Genomic DNA, 19,096 nt, shown 5'->3' with positions numbered 1-19,096 from the left:
GGCCTTCGGCGGCGGCGTCGTACAGGTCCACCATCAGCACGGGGCAGCGTCCGGCATTGAGCGGATCGGCAGCCCACGCGCCGGCGTCGGTGTGCTCGACCTGCAACCGGTTCGCGCCCGGCAGGCGGAAGAACATGTGGCAGGCGGCGGTGACGCGCGGGTTCCATTCCACGGCCAGCAGCGGACCGCGCGTGTGCTTGGCGCAGAAGCGCGCCAGCGACCCGGCGCCCAGCCCCAGCATGCCGATGGCCTCTTCCTTCGGCGGCTCCAGGAACAGCAGCCAGGCCATCATCTGCGCGGTGTATTCCAGCACCAGATCAGACGGGCTCTTGATGTTCATCGCACCCTGCACCCATTCGGTGTTGAAGTGCAGATAACGGACGCCATCGACTTCGGAAAGCGTCGGCTGGTCGAGTTCGGAGGGGAAGTTGGATTTGTACATGGGCGCGATTGTAGGCCGCGAAGACCCCGGCGATGCCAGGCCTTCGCGGGCCGGTCCTTCCAGACGGATCAGATCCGTTCGAAGATCGCGGCGATGCCCTGCCCGCCGCCGATGCACATGGTGACGAGCGCATAGCGTCCACCCACGCGCTGCAGTTCATGCAGGGCCTTGGTGGTGATGATGGCGCCCGTCGCGCCGATCGGGTGGCCCAGGCCGATGCCGCTGCCGTTGGGGTTCACCTTGGCAGCATCCAGCTTCAGTTCGCGCGACACCGCGCACGCCTGCGCGGCAAACGCCTCGTTGGCCTCGATGACGTCCAGCTGGTCGACCGTCAGACCTGCGCGCTTGAGCGCCGCCTGGGTGGCAGGCACCGGGCCGATGCCCATGATGTCGGGATCCACGCCCGCATGCGCGTAGGCGACCAGCCGCGCCAGCGGCTTGATCCCGCGCTTGGCCGCGACGGAAGCGTTCATCAGCACCAGCGCGCCCGCGCCGTCGTTCAGGCCGGACGCGTTGCCTGCCGTGACCGTGCCGTTCTCCTTCTGGAACACCGGCTTGAGCGTCGCCAGGCTGTCTGCCGTGACGTCGCGGCGCACGTGCTCATCGGTGTCGAACACGATCTCGCCTTTGCGCGACTTGATCTTCACGGGCACGATCTGCTCCCGGAAGTAACCCGCGTCGATCGCGGCGGCGGCGCGGCGGTGCGATTCCGCGGCCGTGGCGTCCTGGTCCTGCCGGTTGATGCCGAATTTGGCGGCCACGTTTTCCGCCGTGACACCCATGTGCATCTTGCCGAACGGGTCGGACAGCGCGCCGGTCATCATGTCGAGCATGACGCTGTCGCCCATGCGCGCGCCCCAGCGCTGGGCCGGGGCGATATACGGCGCGCGGCTCATGCTTTCGGCGCCGGCGCCCACGGCGATCTCGGCGTCGCCCAGCATGATGGTCTGCGCGGCGGACACGATGGCCTGCAGCCCGGATCCGCACAGGCGGTTGACGTTGAACGCGGGCGTTTCCTTGGAGATGCCGGCATTCATGGCGGCCACGCGCGACAGGTACATGTCGCGCGGCTCGGTATTGATGACGTGGCCGACGGCGACGTGGCCCACTTCGTCGCCAGAGACCCCTGCGCGTTCCAGCGCGGCCTTGATGACGGTGGCGGCCAGATCGCAGGGGGGCACATCCTTGAGCGCGCCGCCGAAATCTCCAATGGCGGTGCGGACGGCCGAAGCGACGATGACTTCATTCATGGTGTTTCCTCCTTGTGGTGCGTTGTGGGTCGCGCGATGCGTCCATGAAGTGCGTTCCATCATACTGCCCGCCACTCGATACAAAACCCATATCGCAAACCCACAAAATAATATTGGACAGCTATCGGCGCGTTCCCGGATAGTGGCCGTCGGCGCCTGTCGCGGCGCCCTTGCCCGATCCGGAGCGACTGATGATCGATACGCTGGAACTCACCGCCATTCCTCCCGAGGATGAAGCGTTGCGCACCGAGGTGCGCGCCTTCCTGGCCGATGCGCTGGACGGCCTGGAACCCGACGAACGCGCCCGTTCGTGGATGGGTTTTGATGCGGGCTTCAGCCGTCAGCTTGCCGAACGCGGCTGGCTGGGCCTGACGCTGCCGCGCGAATACGGCGGCGCGGCGCGCGGCCACTTTGCGCGCTTCGTGCTGTCCGAAGAATTGCTGGGCGCGGGCGCGCCGGTGTCGGCGCACTGGATTGCCGATCGCCAGAGCGCGCCGCTCATCCTGAAGTACGGCACGCCGGCGCAAAAGGGTTTTTACCTGCCGCGCATCTGCGCCGCGCAGGCGTTCTTCTGCATCGGCATGAGCGAACCGGGCTCCGGCTCGGACCTGGCCAGCATCCGCACCCGGGCCGAACCCGCGGCTGGCGGCTGGCGGTTGAACGGCAGCAAGATCTGGACGACGAACGCGCACCGATCGCACTACATGATTGCGCTGGTGCGCACGTCGGGCTCGGCCGAGGACCGGCATCAGGGGCTGTCGCAGGTCATCGTGGACCTGTCGCTGCCCGGCGTGTCGGTACGCCCGATCGAAGACCTGGCGGGCGACGCGCACTTTTCTGAAGTCTTCTTCGACAACGTCGAACTGCCCGCCGACGCGCTGATCGGCGACGAAGGCGGCGGCTGGGCGCAGGTGAACGCGGAACTGGCGTTCGAGCGCAGCGGTCCCGAGCGGTTGTATTCCAGCATCGCACTACTGGAGTGTTGGCTGGCGCATTGCCGCGATGATGAAGCCAATACCGATGCCGCAAGCCGGACCGCGTTGGGCAGCATCCTGTCGCAGATGGCGGTGCTGCGTGCGATGTCACTGGCAGTGGCGGGCAAGCTGGCGGCTGGCCTGAGTCCCGCCACCGAGGCGTCGCTGGTCAAGGATTTGGGCACCGAGCTTGAACAGGCGATTCCACGCCTGATCGGCGATACGCTGGGCCGCCGTCCGGACCGCCCCGTACCCCTGCCGCTGCTGCGGACGCTGGTGTATCTGGAACAGGTCGCGCCAACGTTTTCGCTGCGCGGCGGCACTCGCGAAATCCTGCGCGGCATCATTGCCCGCGGCCTTGGCCTTCGATAAGGACGACCGTCATGGACAACATTTTTGGCGATGCCGCCGAGCGTCTTTTCGCCCAGACCTGCACTCCGGATGTCATCCGCCGCCTGGAGCGGGGCCAGCCGTCCGGCGACGCGTGGCAAGCCTGCGAGGACGCGGGATTCGCGGATGCGCTGGTGCGGGAAGATCATGGCGGCGCGGGCCTGGGCCTGGCCGATGCGCTGCCCGTCGTGCTGGCGGCGGGGCGCCATCTGTGCCCCTACCCCATCGCGCACACGCTGCTGGCGCGCGCGTGGCTGAGCCGCGTGCAGCGGCCGCAGGCGTCGGGCGCCATCGCGCTTGCACCGAACGGCCTTGCCATCGACGGCGGGCGCATCGCGGGCGTCAGCGTGGCATGGGCGCGCAGCGCAGACTACGTGTTGGCCGGGATTGACGGACAACCGTGGCTGCTGCCGATGCAGGCGGCGCGCGTCGAGCCCAACGGCGTGCACGGCAGTCTGGACGGCAGCGCTTCCTGGGCGCTGTCCGATGCCGAACGCCTCGACAGCCCGGCGCCGCTGGACACGCTGGCGGCCGCCGCCTATACCGGGTTGATCGCCGGCGCCATGGATCGCGTGCTGACAATGACACTGGACTACGCGAACCAGCGCACGCAGTTCGGCAAGCCCATCGGACGCTTTCAGGCCGTGCAGCAGCAGATCAGCGAGATGGCCGAACAGGTGTGGGCCGCCCGCATGGCGGCGCAACTGGCCTTCCAGGGCGATGACGGCCTGCCCCGGCCGCTGCTCGCCGCGCTGGGCAAGGCCCGCGCCAGCCAGGCCGTGCCGCGCATGGCCGACATCGCGCACGCGGTGCACGGCGCCATTGGCGTCACCGAGGAATACGACCTGCAGCTATACACGCGCAGGCTGCGCGAATGGCGGCTCGCGGCGGGGTCGGAATCGTATTGGCATGACCGCATCGGCGCAGACGCCCTTGCCAGCCGCGCCGATGCGCTGACCTACCTGCGAACGGCGTTGTATGGCAAGGAAACGGCATAAGCGCGGATCCGCGCGGCGACGTGCGGCTGTCCGCCCTCCGCGTGCGGGACTTGGGCAGCCTCCTAGATTGGCGGGCATCTTCACTGGCGAACATGGCCAGCCCGCATTTCGCGTCAAACACACGATGTAACGCGCGCGGCTTGCGGCAATGCCGCAGGCAGGCTTAGGATGGTGCATGGTTACACGGCGGCAACCGGGCAGTTGGCGGTCGCCGCCGTGACCGTTGTTGCCGCATGCTGCAACCCGGTGTCTGACACCCTCTGAGACGTTGCTTCAAGATGACGTTCGTCTCTCCAGGGTGTCAGACACCTGCCGTGTGCCGTAACTCGGTGTCTGACACCCTCTGAGACGTCGCTCCAAGCTGACGGTCGTCTACCCAGGGTGTCAGACACCTGCCGCAAGCCAACGATCTTCGAACACACCACCGATTCGGGAGCACATCGTGAAGACAGTTGCTGAGCTTCTCAGGGAAAAGGCCAATCACGCCGTCGTGACGGTTTCGCCGGATTCTTCGGTCTTCGACGCGATCAAGACGATGGCCGACCGCAGCATCGGGGCGGTGGTGGTGGTGGAAGGCGACGTGGTGCTGGGCATGCTGACCGAACGCGACTACGCGCGCAAGATCGTGCTGCAGGACCGGTCGTCGCGCACGACGAAGGTGCGCGACATCATGACGGACTCGGTTTATTACGTCAGCCCCTCCGACACGCGAGAACACTGTATGGCCATGATGACCGAGCGGCATTTTCGCCATCTGCCGGTCATCGACAACGACAAGCTGATCGGATTGCTGTCCATCGGCGACCTGGTCAAGGACGTGATGAGCGAGCAGAAGTTCATCATTCATGAACTCGAGCGCTACATCACGGGGGAGCGTGGTTGACGGGTGTGTGAGGGGCGGCCTCGCTGGCCGTGCCTAACGGGCGTGACTAGCCGGCCGCGCCTAGCCGGCCGCGCCTAACCGGCCGTGCCTAGCCGGCCGTGCCTAGCCGGCCGCCAATATCCTCGTCGCCGGGACGATGAGGCCCAGGCCTGCGGCCAGCAGCAGCACGAACACCATGCGCTTGACCTTCTTCATCGAACCCTCGGTGCTGTAGCGGCGCGCGAACCACGTCACGCCGATCACGACCGGCAACGCCTGCAGACTCAGCCAGAACGACGACGCCATGAACGCGCCCTGCCCCGTCACGAGCGCAAGGCGTACCGTGGCGTTCAGCGAAAACAGGATCAGCAGGCTGTTGCGGATGGTGGCCAGCGGTAGCGGCTGGCGGTACAGGTGATAGACCATCGGCGGGCCGGCGCTGGAAAACAGCCCGCCCAACACGCCCGAAACGCCACCGAAAAACACGCTTGAAGTGCGGGACGACAACTGCGCCAGCGGCTGGGTGCGGGTCACGAGCAGGATGGCGCAGGCCAGGATGGTGACGCCCAGCAGCAACTGCAGCAGCACCGCCATGGACCCGCTGATCCACGTCAGCGCGGCCACGCCCACCCCGACGCCGGCCAGACTGCTGACCGCGGCGGGCGTCAGCAGGGACCAGTTCACCTGCGGTCTGGCGCGCAGCAAGGTGACGCCCGCATTGACCAGCGACAGCACGCTGACCACGTTGGCCACCTCGGATACCGAGGCAAGCTGGAACACGCCCGACAGGCCCAGCAGCACGAGGCCGAACGCAAAGCCCGTCATCGTCTGGGCATAGGTGGCAAGCGCCACGCAGGCCAGAAACAGCAGATGTTGATAGATGCTCATGCAGGAAGAGCCAGACCTCGGCTCTGCCCGGCTGCGCGCGAAAAGGGCGGCAGAGAGCGGATCGACGGGAAGCGGCGTGGTAATGGTTGATGCGACAACGATTTTTCGCGGGGCATGATAGCACCGCGCGGCCATGTCATTCCGGCCCCAAAAGCGCCGATTCCACACATATGGTCACAAACTGATGCGCTCGTGCACCCCGGGGGTGGCCGACGGCCGCTATCCTTGCCGCCCGGTAAGCCCTGCACGCCTGCCCTCGTCGCGCCATCCCGGTCCGCGGCGCGCGGCCGAACCGCCTGCGTAGCGTGAACGACGCCCAGCGGTGAACGACGCCCAGCGGTGAACGACGCCAGCGTGAATGACGCCCAGCGTAAATGACGCCCCAGCGTAAAGGACGCCCCGCGAGAATGACGCCCAAAAAGACCACGATCAATACAGTGACGCTGACCTGCTCCACCTGCGGCAGCGCCCAGTTCACCAAGCTGGACACCAACGAATACCAGTGCAGCCACTGCCATGCGGTGACGCTGGTTGAAGACAACGTCGCGCAGCGGCTGGAAAAGATCCTGCGCAACATCCAGCAGCCCAAGCCTGCGCCCATCAAGCCCGCCGCCATCGCGGCGATCTCGGTGGCGATCCTTGCCGCCGTCCTCATCCCGCTGGCCATCTCTTCGCTGGGCTCAAGTCCGTCGCGCGTGCCGGCCCGCATCGTCGAACCGCCCATCGATGCCTCGCTGGTCAAGCTGACCGACGTGCAGGAGATCAAGACGCGCGGCCGCACCGAACTCGTCATGATCGTGCGCAACGAAACCGGCCGGAAGATCGACGTGCCGCGCGTGACCGCGTCGTTCTTCCAGGGCGACCTGTCGCTCTCCACCGTGTCGGGCTCGGCGCCCGCGCGCTCGCTGGAACCGGGGGAATACACGCCGCTGAAAATATCGGCGCCGTCCAAGGCCTACAGCCGCTACGACCTGCAGGTCGGCACGCCGTCGGCCGCGCGCGGCAGGAACAACGACGTGGCCGCCAGCAAGGTTCAGCTCGTGCGCAATGACGGCAACTACCGGCTGGTCGGCCTGATCCGCAACCAGGGGACCAACCCCGCCAGCAGCACGCAGATCACCGTCATGCTGTACGGCGCCGACGGCAGGCTGATCGGCACGGGCAACGGCTACGCGACCGCCAGCCCGCTGGCCCCGGATGCGCTGACGTCCTTCGATGTGCGCTGCGAGATGCTGCGCGACGGCGAGGTCGCCTCCTACGATTACATGGTGCAAAGTGAAAGCTGATCCCTCCTCCCGGCGCCTGTCGCGGCCGGCCCTGGCAGGGCTGGCGTTGATCCTGTTTGCCGCGGGCGGCTACGCCGCGTGGAAGTACACCGCGCTGGGAACCGCCAACCCGCCCCCGGCGCAGGCCGTGACCAAACCCGCCGCGCCCGTGACCGCGCCGCCCGTCAGCCGCATCGTACGCGTCAGCCCGGCCAACACGCGGGTCATCGACCACGTCCGCCTGACCACCGAGGAATTGCTGGACCCGGATTTCGCGCTGTTCGACACCGGCGCGTTGAAGCTGTCGGCCCCTCGCCGGCTGCTGGACGAAATCGAGCGCCCGGTGCTGTACGCCGAGCTGGTCAACACCAGCGACCAATACGTCGCGCTGTCGCCGCGTGCGGAGATTGCGGTGTTCGACGGGTCGCGCCCGCTGGAGCTGCGACAGTCCTGGAGCCTGCCCACGCACCTTTACCCCGGCGAACGCGTGCCGGTGGCGCTGACCGGACGCGTGGAACGCTTCACTGAAGTCAAGACGAACTGGCTGCCCGCCAAGCGCGCCGCCCTGCCCGGCCCGCGGCCGCAGTTGTCCGTGACGGTGGAAAACACCGAAGCCGCCATCGGCACCGGCACGCTGAACTTCAGCTACCGCTTCCGTTACAAGTACGTGACGGTGCACGGCCGGGTGCGCAACGACAGCGGCAGTGAGGTCGAAAAGGTGCGCGTGTGGGTCAGCCTGTACGACGCCCAGGACCAGCTCTCCGGCGCCACGTTCCAGGAATTGCGCGTGCCGCGACTGCCGCCGGGCGACAGCGCGCCGTTCCAGGTCGACGTCAAGCAGTATGGCGGCAATTTCGCCCGCGTCGGCGTGGTGTACGACGCCACGGCGCCCTGACCGGCGGGCGGCGGGCTCTTTCTGAAGCGGCCCGGACGGCCGCTTTTTCTTGCGTGCTGCCTAGGTCCTGTGCTGTCAGCGGCGAGGACGCCCCCCGCGCCGGCCCGCCGCCGCCCGCAGCCCGACGCCCGCCGCTCGGCACCCGGCACCCGGCCAAGTCGTCGCCCCCGAGCAACAGCTATCGACTCAAGTCTTATATAAGATATAAGACATTTGCTACCGGCCCCCACTTGCTTCTACAATTCCGGCCGACAACCCTTCTTCCAACCCGACTTTGAGCAGGCCTCACATGCTGGATACTTACCGCCAACACGTCGCCGAACGCGCGGCTCTGGGGATTCCCCCGCTGCCCCTTACGGCCAAACAAACCGCTGAACTGATCGAACTGCTGAAGAATCCGCCCGCTGGCGAGGAGCAGAACCTGGTCGAGCTGCTGACGCATCGCGTGCCGGCCGGCGTGGACGATGCCGCCAAGGTCAAGGCCTCCTACCTGGCCGCCGTGGCGCTGGGCAAGGAAGCTTGTGCGCTGATCAGCCGTGCCAAGGCGACGCAACTGCTGGGCACAATGCTCGGCGGCTACAACATTGGCCCGCTGGTCGACCTGCTGGACGATGCGGAAATCGGCACCATCGCCGCCGATGCGCTCAAGAAGACCCTGTTGATGTTCGACGCCTTCCATGACGTGAAGGAAAAGGCCGACAAGGGCAACGCCAACGCCAAGTCCGTCATGCAGAGCTGGGCCGATGCCGAATGGTTCACCAGCCGTCCGGAACTGCCGGAAAGCCTGACCATCACGGTCTTCAAGGTTCCTGGCGAAACCAACACCGACGACCTGTCGCCCGCCCCCGACGCCACCACGCGTCCCGACATCCCGATGCACGCCCTGGCGATGCTCAAGAACAAGCGCGACGGCGCCGCGTTCGAACCGGAAGAAGACGGCAAGCGCGGCCCGGTCAAGTTCATCGAATCCCTGAAGGAAAAGGGCCACCTGGTCGCCTACGTGGGTGACGTGGTCGGCACGGGTTCGTCGCGCAAGTCGGCCACCAACTCGGTGCTGTGGTTCACGGGCGAAGACATCCCCTTCGTGCCGAACAAGCGCTTTGGCGGCGTGTGCCTGGGCAACAAGATCGCCCCGATCTTCTACAACACGATGGAAGACGCCGGCGCCCTGCCGATCGAACTCGACGTTTCCAAGATGGAAATGGGCGACGTGGTCGAACTGCGCCCCTACGACGGCAAGGCCATCAAGAACGGCGAAGTCATCGCCGAATTCGAGGTCAAGTCCGACGTGCTGTTTGACGAAGTGCGCGCCGGCGGCCGCATTCCGCTGATCATCGGCCGCGGCCTGACCGCCAAGGCCCGCGAAGCGCTGGGTCTGGCGCCCTCGACGCTGTTCCGCCTGCCCAAGGATCCGGTCGATTCCGGCCGCGGCTACACGCTGGCCCAGAAGATGGTCGGCCGCGCCTGCGGCCTGCCGGAAGGCAAGGGCATCCGCCCGGGCACCTACTGCGAACCGAAGATGACCTCGGTCGGCAGCCAGGACACCACCGGCCCGATGACCCGCGACGAACTGAAGGACCTGGCCTGCCTGGGCTTCTCGGCCGACCTGGTGATGCAGTCGTTCTGCCACACCGCCGCCTACCCCAAGCCCGTCGACGTCAAGACGCACCACACGCTGCCTGAGTTCATCAGCACGCGTGGCGGCGTGTCGCTGCGTCCCGGCGACGGCGTCATCCACTCGTGGCTGAACCGCATGCTGTTGCCCGACACCGTCGGCACCGGCGGCGATTCGCACACCCGCTTCCCCATCGGCATCTCGTTCCCCGCCGGTTCGGGCCTGGTGGCCTTCGCCGCCGCCACGGGCGTCATGCCGCTGGACATGCCGGAATCGGTGCTCGTCCGCTTCAAGGGCAAGCTGCAACCCGGCGTCACGCTGCGCGACCTGGTCAACGCCATTCCGCTGTACGCCATCAAGCAAGGCCTGCTGACGGTTGCCAAGCAAGGCAAGAAGAACATCTTCTCCGGCCGCATCCTGGAAATCGAAGGCCTGCCCGACCTGAAGGTCGAACAAGCCTTTGAACTGTCGGACGCGTCCGCCGAACGTTCGGCCGCCGGCTGCTCGGTGTTCCTGAACAAGGAACCGATCATCGAGTACATCAACAGCAACATCGTGATGCTCAAGTGGATGATCGCCAACGGCTACGAAGACGAGCGCACGCTGGGCCGCCGCATCAAGGCGATGGAAGCCTGGCTGGCCGATCCCAAGCTGCTGGAGCCGGACGCCGACGCCGAATACGCCGCAGTCATCGAGATCGACCTGGCCGACGTGCATGAACCCATCGTCGCTTGCCCGAACGACCCCGACGACGTCAAGACGCTGTCGGAAGTCGCCGGCGCCAAGATCGACGAAGTGTTCATCGGCAGCTGCATGACCAACATCGGCCACTTCCGCGCAGCCTCCAAGCTGCTCGAAGGCAAGCGCGACATCCCGGTCAAGCTGTGGGTCGCTCCCCCGACCAAGATGGACGCCACGCAACTGACCGAGGAAGGTCACTACGGCGTGTTCGGCACCGCTGGCGCCCGCACCGAAATGCCGGGCTGCTCGCTGTGCATGGGCAACCAGGCGCAGGTCCGCGAAGGCGCGACGGTCATGTCGACCAGCACCCGCAACTTCCCGAACCGCCTGGGCAAGAACACGAACGTGTACCTGGGTTCGGCCGAACTGGCCGCCATCTGCTCGAAACTTGGCCGCATCCCGACCAAGGACGAGTACATGGCCGACATGGGCGTCATCAACAAGAGCGGCGACCAGATCTACCAGTACCTGAACTTCGACAAGATCCCCGACTACAAGGACGTGGCGGACGTGATCGAGGTCTGATCCCGATCCCCCTGCCAGGCCTAGCGGCCTGAACAACGGCCCCGTGCAATCCGCCCGGGGCCGTTTTTTTTGCCTCTGTCCGGGCAATTCGGATCGGCGCGCAGCCTGTATAACGAAACGTTTCAATACAATCCAGGCATGCCGGTGAAACGTCGGCCGCCAACGCCGGGAAAGCCCCGGCGCATTTTTCCTGGAGGAAGCCTGCCAATGATCCGGCTATTGCCGCCGACGCTGTTGCTGACGCTAGCCGGCTGCGCGACCGCGCCGCCCTCGAATCCCGACAACATCTGCGCCATCTTCCGCGAGAAGCCGGAATGGCACGACGCGGCGCTGGACGTGCAGAAGAAATGGGGCGCCCCGGTGCCAGTGCCGATCGCGATGATGTACCAGGAGTCGTCCTTCAAGCACGACGCGCTGCCGCCGCGCTATTACTTCCTGGGCATCATCCCGTGGGGCCGCGTCAGTTCCGCCTATGGGTACGCGCAGGCCAAGGACGAGACCTGGGCCGACTACAAGCGCGAAGCGGGCGGCTGGACGTCCAGCCGCGACAACTTTGCCGACGCCCTGGACTTCATGGGCTGGTACATGAGCAAGACGCAGCGCATCAACGGCATCTCGAAATGGGATGCGTATGGGCAGTATCTGAATTACCACGAGGGCTGGACTGGTTATCGCAACCGCAGTTACGACCGCAAGGCGTGGCTGAAGACGGTGTCGCAGAAAGTGCAGGCGCGCGCCGAGAAATTTACCGCGCAGTACAAGAGCTGCGAATCGAGCCTGTCGCGGGGCGGGTGGTTCTGGTGAAGCGTTGGTTGCGGATGTCTGACATCGCGCTCAGATGATCCACGGTGTCTGACACCCGTTGAGACACCATCGCAAGCTGACGATCATCTCCCCAGGGTGTCAGACACCTGCGCGCACCTTCGCGGCTGTCACGGCACATTGTTTGCCGCACGGAAGACAAAAAAATCCCGGCACGAGGCCGGGATCTTTCATGCGCGGGCATCAGCCCGCCGCGATCAGAAGTCCATGCTGGCCGACAGCGAGAACGTGCGCGGGCCGCCCAGGACGAGGTAACCGTTGCCCGGATAACCGCCCACCGACGACCAGTAGTTGCGGTTGGCGATGTTGTCGACGCGGGCACGCAGCGTCACGACGTGGCCGTCCACGTCCATCATGTAGCGCAGGCCGGCGTCAAAGCGGGTCCAGCCGGGAACCTTGAGCGTGTTGGCATCGTTCGCATACGACGAACCGGTGTAGACCACGCGGCCGTCGACAGCCAGGCCTTCCACGCCCGGGATGTCCCATTCCACGCCCATGTTGGCCTGGAAGCGCGGCACGCCGATGACCCGGTTGCCGTCCAACGAGGCGGTGCCAGTCTTGACCTGCTTGGCATCCAGCCAGGTCAGGCCGCCAAGGAGGCGGACGCTGCGGATCGGCTCACCGAACACGGTCAGCTCGACGCCTTGGTGACGGTCTTCGCCCGAATTGGTCAGCTCGTTGCTGGCGTTGTAGGCCGCACGCGGCTTGTCGGTCGAGAAGAACGCCAGGCCAGCGCCCAGGCTGTCGCCTTCATACTTCACGCCCACTTCCTTCTGCTTGGACACGAAGGGCGGCAGGCTCTGGCCCACGTTCGGCACGGGACGGCCGCCTGCGGTCGCCGGTGCGGTCGGTCCGGCAACCAGGGCTTCGATGTAGTTGGCGTACAGCGAAACGCTGGGCGCAACCTTGAACACCAGGCCGAAGGCGGGCGAGTTATGGCTGGCGTCGTAGGCGCCGCTTTCAGCGCCGGTGTTGTACGCGTAGTCGCGCTGCGACATGCGCTGATGGCGGATACCGGCCGTGAACAGCACCTTGTCGTCCAGGAAGGACATCGTGTCGCCGATGGCATAGCTGCTCAGGCGGGTACGGCCTTGCAAGGCGGGGTTGTCCAGATCGTTGCCGCGCAGCGCGCCGGCGCTGAAGGCGGGCTGGGAATACGAAATCGGATCGTAGATGTTCGTCGGGAACGTGTTGCCGAAGTCCATCACGTACGCGTTCTTTTTCTTCAAATCGAACCACGACGCCGACACGACGAACTCGTGGCCAACGGGACCGGTGCGCAGCTTGCCGCGCAGACCGATTTCGCCCGTGTTGACGCTGTCTTCACGGGTGTTGTCGAAGCGGTAGAAGTTGCCCGCGCCGGTGCTGCCATTGGTGAGCGTGATGTTGCCCAGCGAATTTGCTTCGTCGCTGCGGCGCATGCCGAACGCGCCGTACGCGGTCAGCTTGTCGCTGAAGTCATGCTCGGCGCGCAACGTGCCGAAGACGTCGCGCTCGTTGGAATAGGTCCAGGGCTGCGCATAGTTCGAGCTGGCGTCGGGCGCATCGGGCACGGTCGTGACACCGGCGCCCATCGTCACGTTGGGACGCGGACGCTTGAGCTTGTTTTCCTGCCAGCCGATGTCGGCGGAAAGGCGCGTGTCGGCCGATCGCCAGTCCAGACCCAGCGAGACAACGCTGGTGCGGCTGTGTTCGTCATCGATGGCCGTATCGCCGCTGCGTTGCGCGGCGTTCAAGCGGATGCCGGTGCTGTCGTCCGGGCCGAAGCGGCGCGCAATGTCGGTGGACAGCTGGAATTGGCCGCCGCTGGACACACCCGTGGTGATGCGCGTCAGCGGTTCGTTCGGCGCGCGCTTCGGAACCAGGTTGATCACGCCGCCGATACCGCCGCCGCCCGGCGTCGCGCCGGTGAGGAAGGCCGTTGCGCCGCGCAGCACTTCCACGCGCTCGAACAGCTCGGTGGCGATGTACTGGCGGGGCAGCAGGCTGTACAGGCCGTTGTAGGCCACGTCGTCCGAGCTCAGGATAAAGCCGCGGATGAAGTACGACTCCTGGAAGTTGCCGAAGCCGCGCGCCACGCGCACGCCCGAATCGTTCTGCAGCACGTCGCCCACGCTCTTCGCCTGGCGGTCCTGGATCAGCTCGTTGGTGTAGCTGGTCACGCTGAACGGCGTGTTCATGAAGTCCTCGGTGCCGAGGATGCCGACACGGCCGCCGCGGGCCACCTGGCCGCCTGCGAACGGCGCCGACAGGCCGCCGGCGGACGCGTCCGCGCTGGCCTCGACGCGAATCGCGTCCATGGAGGTCACAGGGCCGTTGGTCGTGGCGGGCTGGGTCTGGGGCGCTGCCTGAGGCGCGGTCTGGGCGTGGACGGCGCCAAAGCACGGCAGCGCTGCGGCCATGCAAGCGAGAGTTCTGATTTTCATATTGGGACGCTGGTAGAGCGGAGAGAGGAGGTCTGACGCGCTAGATGTTACCAAAAGAGAATCGTTCTCATTGCGTCCCTCAAGCAGAATAAGTGTTCAACGTTGCGGCCGAACAACATATTCCGGTCGAGCTCAGCAGGCAGTCAGGGCGTCGGCCGTCGCCGGAGTCTCCACGGACTCGTACGCCGTCAGCGCCTCGGCAAGGGCCGCATCGGCAGCCGGCGTGACACCGATGTCCTCCTGCGGGGCAGCCACAACGGCCTGACCCGCCACCAGCACGAAATGCACGGGGACCTTGCCTGCCATCAGCAGCAGTACGCCTTCTTCACCCTCCGGCGTGGCGCTGGCGGCAGCGGCGGAACCGGCGGGCAACACCGCAAAGTCCGGATCGCCGCCCGTCACCTTGGGCAGCGGCGGCGCACCCTTGCTGCGGTGCCTTGCGCGCACGCCCAAGTCGCCCTGCACCGCATAGAACCAGGCATTCCAGCCAGGCGGCATGGGCAGGAGCGTCGTCGCGCCAGGCCGCAGCCAACCGTCCAGGATCACCAGCGGTTCGGGCGTGCACAAGGGTGAGTCCAGGCCGCCGTAGCTGCCCGCCACCACGCGGACCTTGCCCGACGGGGTCTGGATGACCGGCATGTCCGCGGCGCGCAGCAACGACGTCGAGGGCGGCAGGGACTTCAGATGCGCGGGGTGGTCGATGAAGATCTGCAGCCCGTGGAGCGTGGCCTCGCCTGCCGGCCGCTGGGCGTGCACGATACCGCGCCCGGCTTGCGTCCATTGCAGATCGCCCGCGCGGATTTCGCGGTTGTTCTCGATGCCGTCCAGGCTCTGCATGACGCCCGTGCTGTCTTCCAGCAGCAGCGTCGCGGCGCTGACGCCGGCGTGCGTGTGCGGCTCAAAAATCGGGCCCGTCATGACAAAGTGGTCCACCAGCACCACGGGCGACATGCACCCCGAAAAATCGGTATGGCGGAACTGACGGATGGTGCAGGCGTCGCCCAGGTAGCGGCTGGATCCGGCGATGACGGCGCTGAGGTGAAGAGTCAAAAAGTGCTGCCTTACTGTTGCTGAACATGTATTGCGGCGACAGCTTATGAGTTCAACCCGCCGGACAGTAGGGGCCAATTTCAGGAATAATTGTCCTGGCTGTCAGGACAATGCCAGCAAATTTTTAGTTTTTCCCTATTAAAACGCTGTATGCCTAACTACGTTCATCGCCTCGAAGACCTGCTGCTTTTCAGCGAAGTTGTCGAAAAAGGTGGCTTTTCCGCGGCCGCACGTGTGTTGAATATGCAACGTTCCAAGCTCAGCCGGCGGGTTGCCGAGCTGGAAGCGCGGCTCGGCGTGCGGCTGCTTCAGCGCAATACACGGCGCGTGTCGCTGACGCCGATGGGCGAAAAGATTCATGCCCACGCGCAGGCGCTGGCCCGCGAGGCGCGCAGCGTCTTCGACCTGGCCGCGTCGATCGGCGACGTGCCTGCCGGGATGTTGCGCATCACCGCGCCCGCATCGCTCGCAAGCCGGGTGCTGGGCGGTCTGGTCGCCCGATTCTGCGTGGACCATCCCCGCGTGCGGGTGCTGCTGGACACCCGCGACCAGATCATCGACCTCGTCGGCGAAGGCTACGACCTGGCGTTCCGCGCCCAGGCGTCGTCGCTGACGGATGCAAAGCTCAATGCGCTGGAAATCGCCGCTGTGCCGCTGGCGCTGGTGTGCAGCCCCGCGATGGCCAGATCCGCGCCGCGCCATCCGCGCGATCTGGCCGCCCTGCCCTTGCTGGCCCACGGCACGCAGGACGGCCCGCACACCTGGCGGCTGACCGGGCCGGCGGGCGAGATGGAATCGGTGGAGTTTCAGCCGCGCAGCCTGAGCAGCAATATGGACACGCTGCGCGCAATGGCCGGCGCGGGCCTGGGCGTGGCGCTGGTCCCCCGCTACCTGTGCGGCCCCGAACTCGACCAGGGCGGTCTGGTGCACATCCTGCCTGGCTGGTCAGCGGCGCCCGCGCGGATCTACGCCGTCATGCCCGCGCGCTGCGGCGAGCCGCTGGCGTTGAAACGATTTCTTGAATACGTGGCCGCCGAGCTGCCGGCGCGCCTGATCTAAGGGCCATTCTTGCGCGCGCGGGGTCTTGCAGGCTTGGCGCGCGTCCGCCAAAGTAAGGGTTTCGCCGAATCCGGACCGGTCTGGGGCAATAAAGGGCCGGAACTTTGACGCCTCGCCCAAGTCTTATATAAGATATAAGACATAAACCAAGATATAGACCCTCGGCAAACTTGTCCAAGAGACAATGACAAACCTGCCGAAACGCCTGAAAATGCCGCCTTCAGCCTGGGCAAAACCACGGAGTCCATCATGCCGCACAACACCCTAGACACACTCAAGAATTTCAAGATCGGCAACAAGTCCTGTCAGTACTACTCGCTGCCGGCGCTGGGCAAATCGCTCGGCATCGACGTGCAGCGGCTGCCGGTCTCCATCCGCATCGTGCTGGAATCCGTGCTGCGCAACTGCGACGGCAAGAAAGTCACCGAAGAACACGTCCGGCAGCTGGCCAACTGGCAGGCCAACGCCAAGCGCGAAGATGAAATTCCCTTTGTGGTCGCCCGGGTCGTGCTGCAGGACTTCACCGGCGTGCCGCTGCTGGCCGACATCGCGGCCATGCGCTCGGTTGCCGACAAGATGGGCAAGAGCCCCAAGAGCATCGAACCCCTGGTGCCCGTGGACCTGGTGGTGGACCACTCGGTCATGATCGACTACTTCGGCACCAAGAACGCGCTGGACCTGAACATGAAGCTCGAGTTCAAGCGCAACCAAGAGCGCTACCAGTTCATGAAGTGGGGCATGCAGGCGTTCGACACCTTCGGCGTCGTGCCGCCGGGCTTTGGCATCGTCCACCAGGTCAACCTGGAATACTTGGCGCGCGGCGTGCACCAGGACAAGAAGAACAACGTCTTCTACCCCGATTCGCTGGTGGGCACCGACAGCCACACCACCATGATCAACGGCATCGGCGTGGTCGGCTGGGGCGTGGGCGGCATCGAAGCCGAAGCCGGCATGCTGGGCCAGCCCGTGTACTTCCTGACGCCCGATGTGGTGGGCGTCGAGCTCAAGGGCCAGCTGCGCGGCGGCGTCACCGCCACCGACCTGGTCCTGACCATCACCGAAATGCTGCGCCGTGAAAAGGTCGTGGGCAAGTTCGTCGAATTCTGCGGCGAAGGCACCGCCAGCCTGACCGTGGCCGAACGCGCCACCATCGGCAACATGGCGCCTGAGTACGGCGCCACCATGGGCTTCTTCCCGGTCGACGAACGCACCATCGACTACTTCCGCGGCACCGGCCGCACCGAAGAGGAAATCGCCGCCTTCGAAGCCTATTTCAAGGCGCAGAAGATGTTCGGCGTTCCGGCCTCCAAGGACATCAACTTCACCAAGCTGCTGACGCTGGACCTGTCCACCGTCGCGCCGTCGCTGGCCGGCCCGAAGCGCCCGCAGGACCGCATCGAGATCGGCAACGTCAAGAACACGTTCATCGACCTGTTCTCCAAGCCGGTCGCCGAAAACGGCTTCAACCAGCCCGCCGAAAAGCTCGAGCAGACCTTCACCACCAGCACCGGCACCAAGATCAAGAACGGCGACATCCTGATCGCCGCCATCACGTCCTGCACCAACACGTCCAACCCCAGCGTGCTGCTGGCGGCGGGTCTCCTGGCCAAGAAGGCCGTGGAAGCCGGCCTGACGGTGCCCAAGCACATCAAGACCTCGCTGGCCCCCGGATCGCGTGTGGTCACCGAATACCTGACCAAGACGGGCCTGTTGCCTTACCTGGAAAAGCTGGGATTCGACGTGGCGGCCTACGGCTGCACGACCTGCATCGGCAACGCCGGCGACCTGACCGCCGACCTGAACGAAGCCATCACCAGCAACGACCTGGTCTGCTCGGCGGTGCTCTCGGGCAACCGCAACTTCGAGGCGCGCATCCACCCGAACATCAAGGCCAACTTTCTGGCCTCGCCGCCGCTGGTCGTGGCCTACGCCCTGGCCGGCACCGTCACGCGCGACCTGATGACCGAACCCGTGGGCCGCGGCAAGAACGGCGACGTGTGGCTGGGCAACATCTGGCCCACCACCGAAGAAATCGACGCGCTCCTGAAGTTCGCGCTGGATCCGGAGGCCTTCGAGGCCAACTACGGGCAGGTCAAGAGCAACCCCGGCAAGCTCTGGGAGAACATCAAGGGCGTCAACGGCGACACCTACAACTGGCCCGACTCCACGTACATCGCCGAACCGCCCTTCTTCGAAGGCTTCGGCATGACGCCGGGCGCGATGCCCACGGTCAAGGGCGCGCGCGCGCTGGGCGTGTTCGGCGACTCGGTCACCACCGACCACATCTCGCCGGCCGGCTCCATCAAGGAAAGCTCGCCCGCGGGCAAGTGGCTGAAGGAAAACGGCGTCATGAAGGCCGACTTCAACAGCTACGGCTCGCGCCGCGGCAACCATGAAATCATGATGCGCGGCACGTTCGCCAACGTGCGCATCAAGAACCTCATGATTCCCGCGCTGCCGGACGGCAGCCGCTTCGAAGGCGGCGAAACCCTGTTCCAGCCCACCGGCGAACAGATGTCGATCTACGACGCCGCCATGAAGTACGTCGCGGCCGGCACGCCCACCGTGGTGTTCGGCGGCGAAGAGTACGGCACCGGCTCGTCGCGCGACTGGGCCGCCAAGGGCACCCAGTTGCTCGGCGTCAAGGCGGTCATCACCCGCAGCTTCGAGCGCATCCACCGCAGCAACCTGGTGGGCATGGGCGTGCTGCCCCTGCAGTTCAAGGGCAACGACAGCGTGCAGTCGCTGGGAATTACCGGCGAAGAGACGTACGACATCTCCGGCCTGGAAAACGGCATCAAGCCGATGCAGGACGTGACGCTGACGATCACGCGCAAGGACGGTTCGAAGCAGGACGTGACGGTGCTGCTGCGCATCGACACGCCGATCGAGGT

At 65.8% G+C, this 19,096-nt stretch carries 13 protein-coding genes and 1 pseudogene; 9 read left to right on the top strand and 5 right to left on the bottom strand.

Going from position 1 to position 19,096, the window contains the following annotated elements:
- Window positions 1–442, bottom strand: a pseudogene (locus tag RT697_RS23380) (spermidine synthase); the annotation flags it as partial.
- Window positions 443–510: 68 nt separating this feature from the next.
- Window positions 511–1,692, bottom strand: coding sequence for an acetyl-CoA C-acyltransferase family protein (locus RT697_RS23375; RefSeq protein WP_313702104.1), 1,182 nt, complete (start codon window positions 1,690–1,692; stop codon window positions 511–513).
- Window positions 1,693–1,883: 191 nt separating this feature from the next.
- Here RT697_RS23375 and RT697_RS23370 point away from each other — a divergent pair, with 191 nt between their 5' ends.
- From RT697_RS23370 to RT697_RS23360, 3 genes are all read left to right on the top strand, one after another.
- Window positions 1,884–3,038 (top strand): acyl-CoA dehydrogenase family protein, encoded by a 1,155-nt coding sequence (locus RT697_RS23370; protein ID WP_313702103.1) that lies wholly within the window; start codon window positions 1,884–1,886, stop codon window positions 3,036–3,038.
- A gap of 11 nt (window positions 3,039–3,049) precedes the next feature.
- The gene (locus RT697_RS23365; protein ID WP_313702102.1) at window positions 3,050–4,054 is read left to right on the top strand and encodes an acyl-CoA dehydrogenase; all 1,005 of its coding nucleotides are present in this window, start codon (window positions 3,050–3,052) and stop codon (window positions 4,052–4,054) included.
- 442 nt (window positions 4,055–4,496) lie between these two features.
- Window positions 4,497–4,937 (top strand): CBS domain-containing protein, encoded by a 441-nt coding sequence (locus tag RT697_RS23360; protein ID WP_313702101.1) that lies wholly within the window; start codon window positions 4,497–4,499, stop codon window positions 4,935–4,937.
- Window positions 4,938–5,039: 102 nt separating this feature from the next.
- Here the strand turns inward: RT697_RS23360 and RT697_RS23355 are convergent, their stop codons facing one another.
- Entirely contained in the window at window positions 5,040–5,804 is a 765-nt protein-coding gene (locus RT697_RS23355) for a TSUP family transporter (RefSeq protein WP_313702100.1), read from the bottom strand.
- 407 nt (window positions 5,805–6,211) lie between these two features.
- On the opposite strand from RT697_RS23355, the gene RT697_RS23350 reads away from it, so the two are divergent.
- The 4 genes from RT697_RS23350 (at window position 6,212) to RT697_RS23335 (ending at window position 11,649) form a co-directional block, all read left to right on the top strand.
- On the top strand, window positions 6,212–7,090 hold the full coding sequence (locus RT697_RS23350; RefSeq protein ID WP_313702099.1) for an FxLYD domain-containing protein: 879 nt from the start codon (window positions 6,212–6,214) through the stop codon (window positions 7,088–7,090).
- Window positions 7,080–7,964: an FxLYD domain-containing protein gene (locus RT697_RS23345; RefSeq protein ID WP_313702098.1), complete on the top strand. Its 885-nt coding sequence runs from the start codon at window positions 7,080–7,082 to the stop codon at window positions 7,962–7,964. Before RT697_RS23350 ends, RT697_RS23345 begins: the two co-directional genes overlap by 11 nt.
- A gap of 289 nt (window positions 7,965–8,253) precedes the next feature.
- Window positions 8,254–10,845, top strand: a complete 2,592-nt coding sequence (gene acnB, locus RT697_RS23340; RefSeq protein WP_313702097.1) for a bifunctional aconitate hydratase 2/2-methylisocitrate dehydratase — start codon at window positions 8,254–8,256, stop codon at window positions 10,843–10,845.
- A gap of 207 nt (window positions 10,846–11,052) precedes the next feature.
- Window positions 11,053–11,649 carry a hypothetical protein gene (locus RT697_RS23335; protein WP_313702096.1) on the top strand — a complete coding sequence of 199 codons (597 nt, stop codon included), beginning with the start codon at window positions 11,053–11,055 and terminating at the stop codon, window positions 11,647–11,649.
- A gap of 215 nt (window positions 11,650–11,864) precedes the next feature.
- On the opposite strand, the gene RT697_RS23330 is transcribed toward RT697_RS23335, so the two are convergent.
- The gene (locus tag RT697_RS23330; protein WP_313702095.1) at window positions 11,865–14,093 is read right to left on the bottom strand and encodes a TonB-dependent receptor; all 2,229 of its coding nucleotides are present in this window, start codon (window positions 14,091–14,093) and stop codon (window positions 11,865–11,867) included.
- Window positions 14,094–14,225: 132 nt separating this feature from the next.
- Complete coding sequence (locus RT697_RS23325; protein ID WP_313702094.1) at window positions 14,226–15,143, bottom strand: pirin family protein; 918 nt, start codon at window positions 15,141–15,143, stop codon at window positions 14,226–14,228.
- Between the two features lie 150 nt (window positions 15,144–15,293).
- Here RT697_RS23325 and RT697_RS23320 point away from each other — a divergent pair, with 150 nt between their 5' ends.
- Together RT697_RS23320 and acnA are read left to right on the top strand one after the other, a co-directional pair.
- Window positions 15,294–16,202 (top strand): LysR substrate-binding domain-containing protein, encoded by a 909-nt coding sequence (locus RT697_RS23320; protein ID WP_313702093.1) that lies wholly within the window; start codon window positions 15,294–15,296, stop codon window positions 16,200–16,202.
- 249 nt (window positions 16,203–16,451) lie between these two features.
- The coding region (acnA, locus tag RT697_RS23315; RefSeq protein WP_313702091.1) for an aconitate hydratase AcnA at window positions 16,452–19,096 on the top strand (2,645 nt) is incomplete at its 3' end.

It is taken from the genome of Achromobacter sp. (assembly GCF_032113835.1).
Taxonomy (GTDB): domain Bacteria; phylum Pseudomonadota; class Gammaproteobacteria; order Burkholderiales; family Burkholderiaceae_B; genus Achromobacter.
The sequence above is the reverse complement of the archived record's forward strand: the minus strand, read 5'-3'. Positions and strand labels throughout refer to the sequence as shown.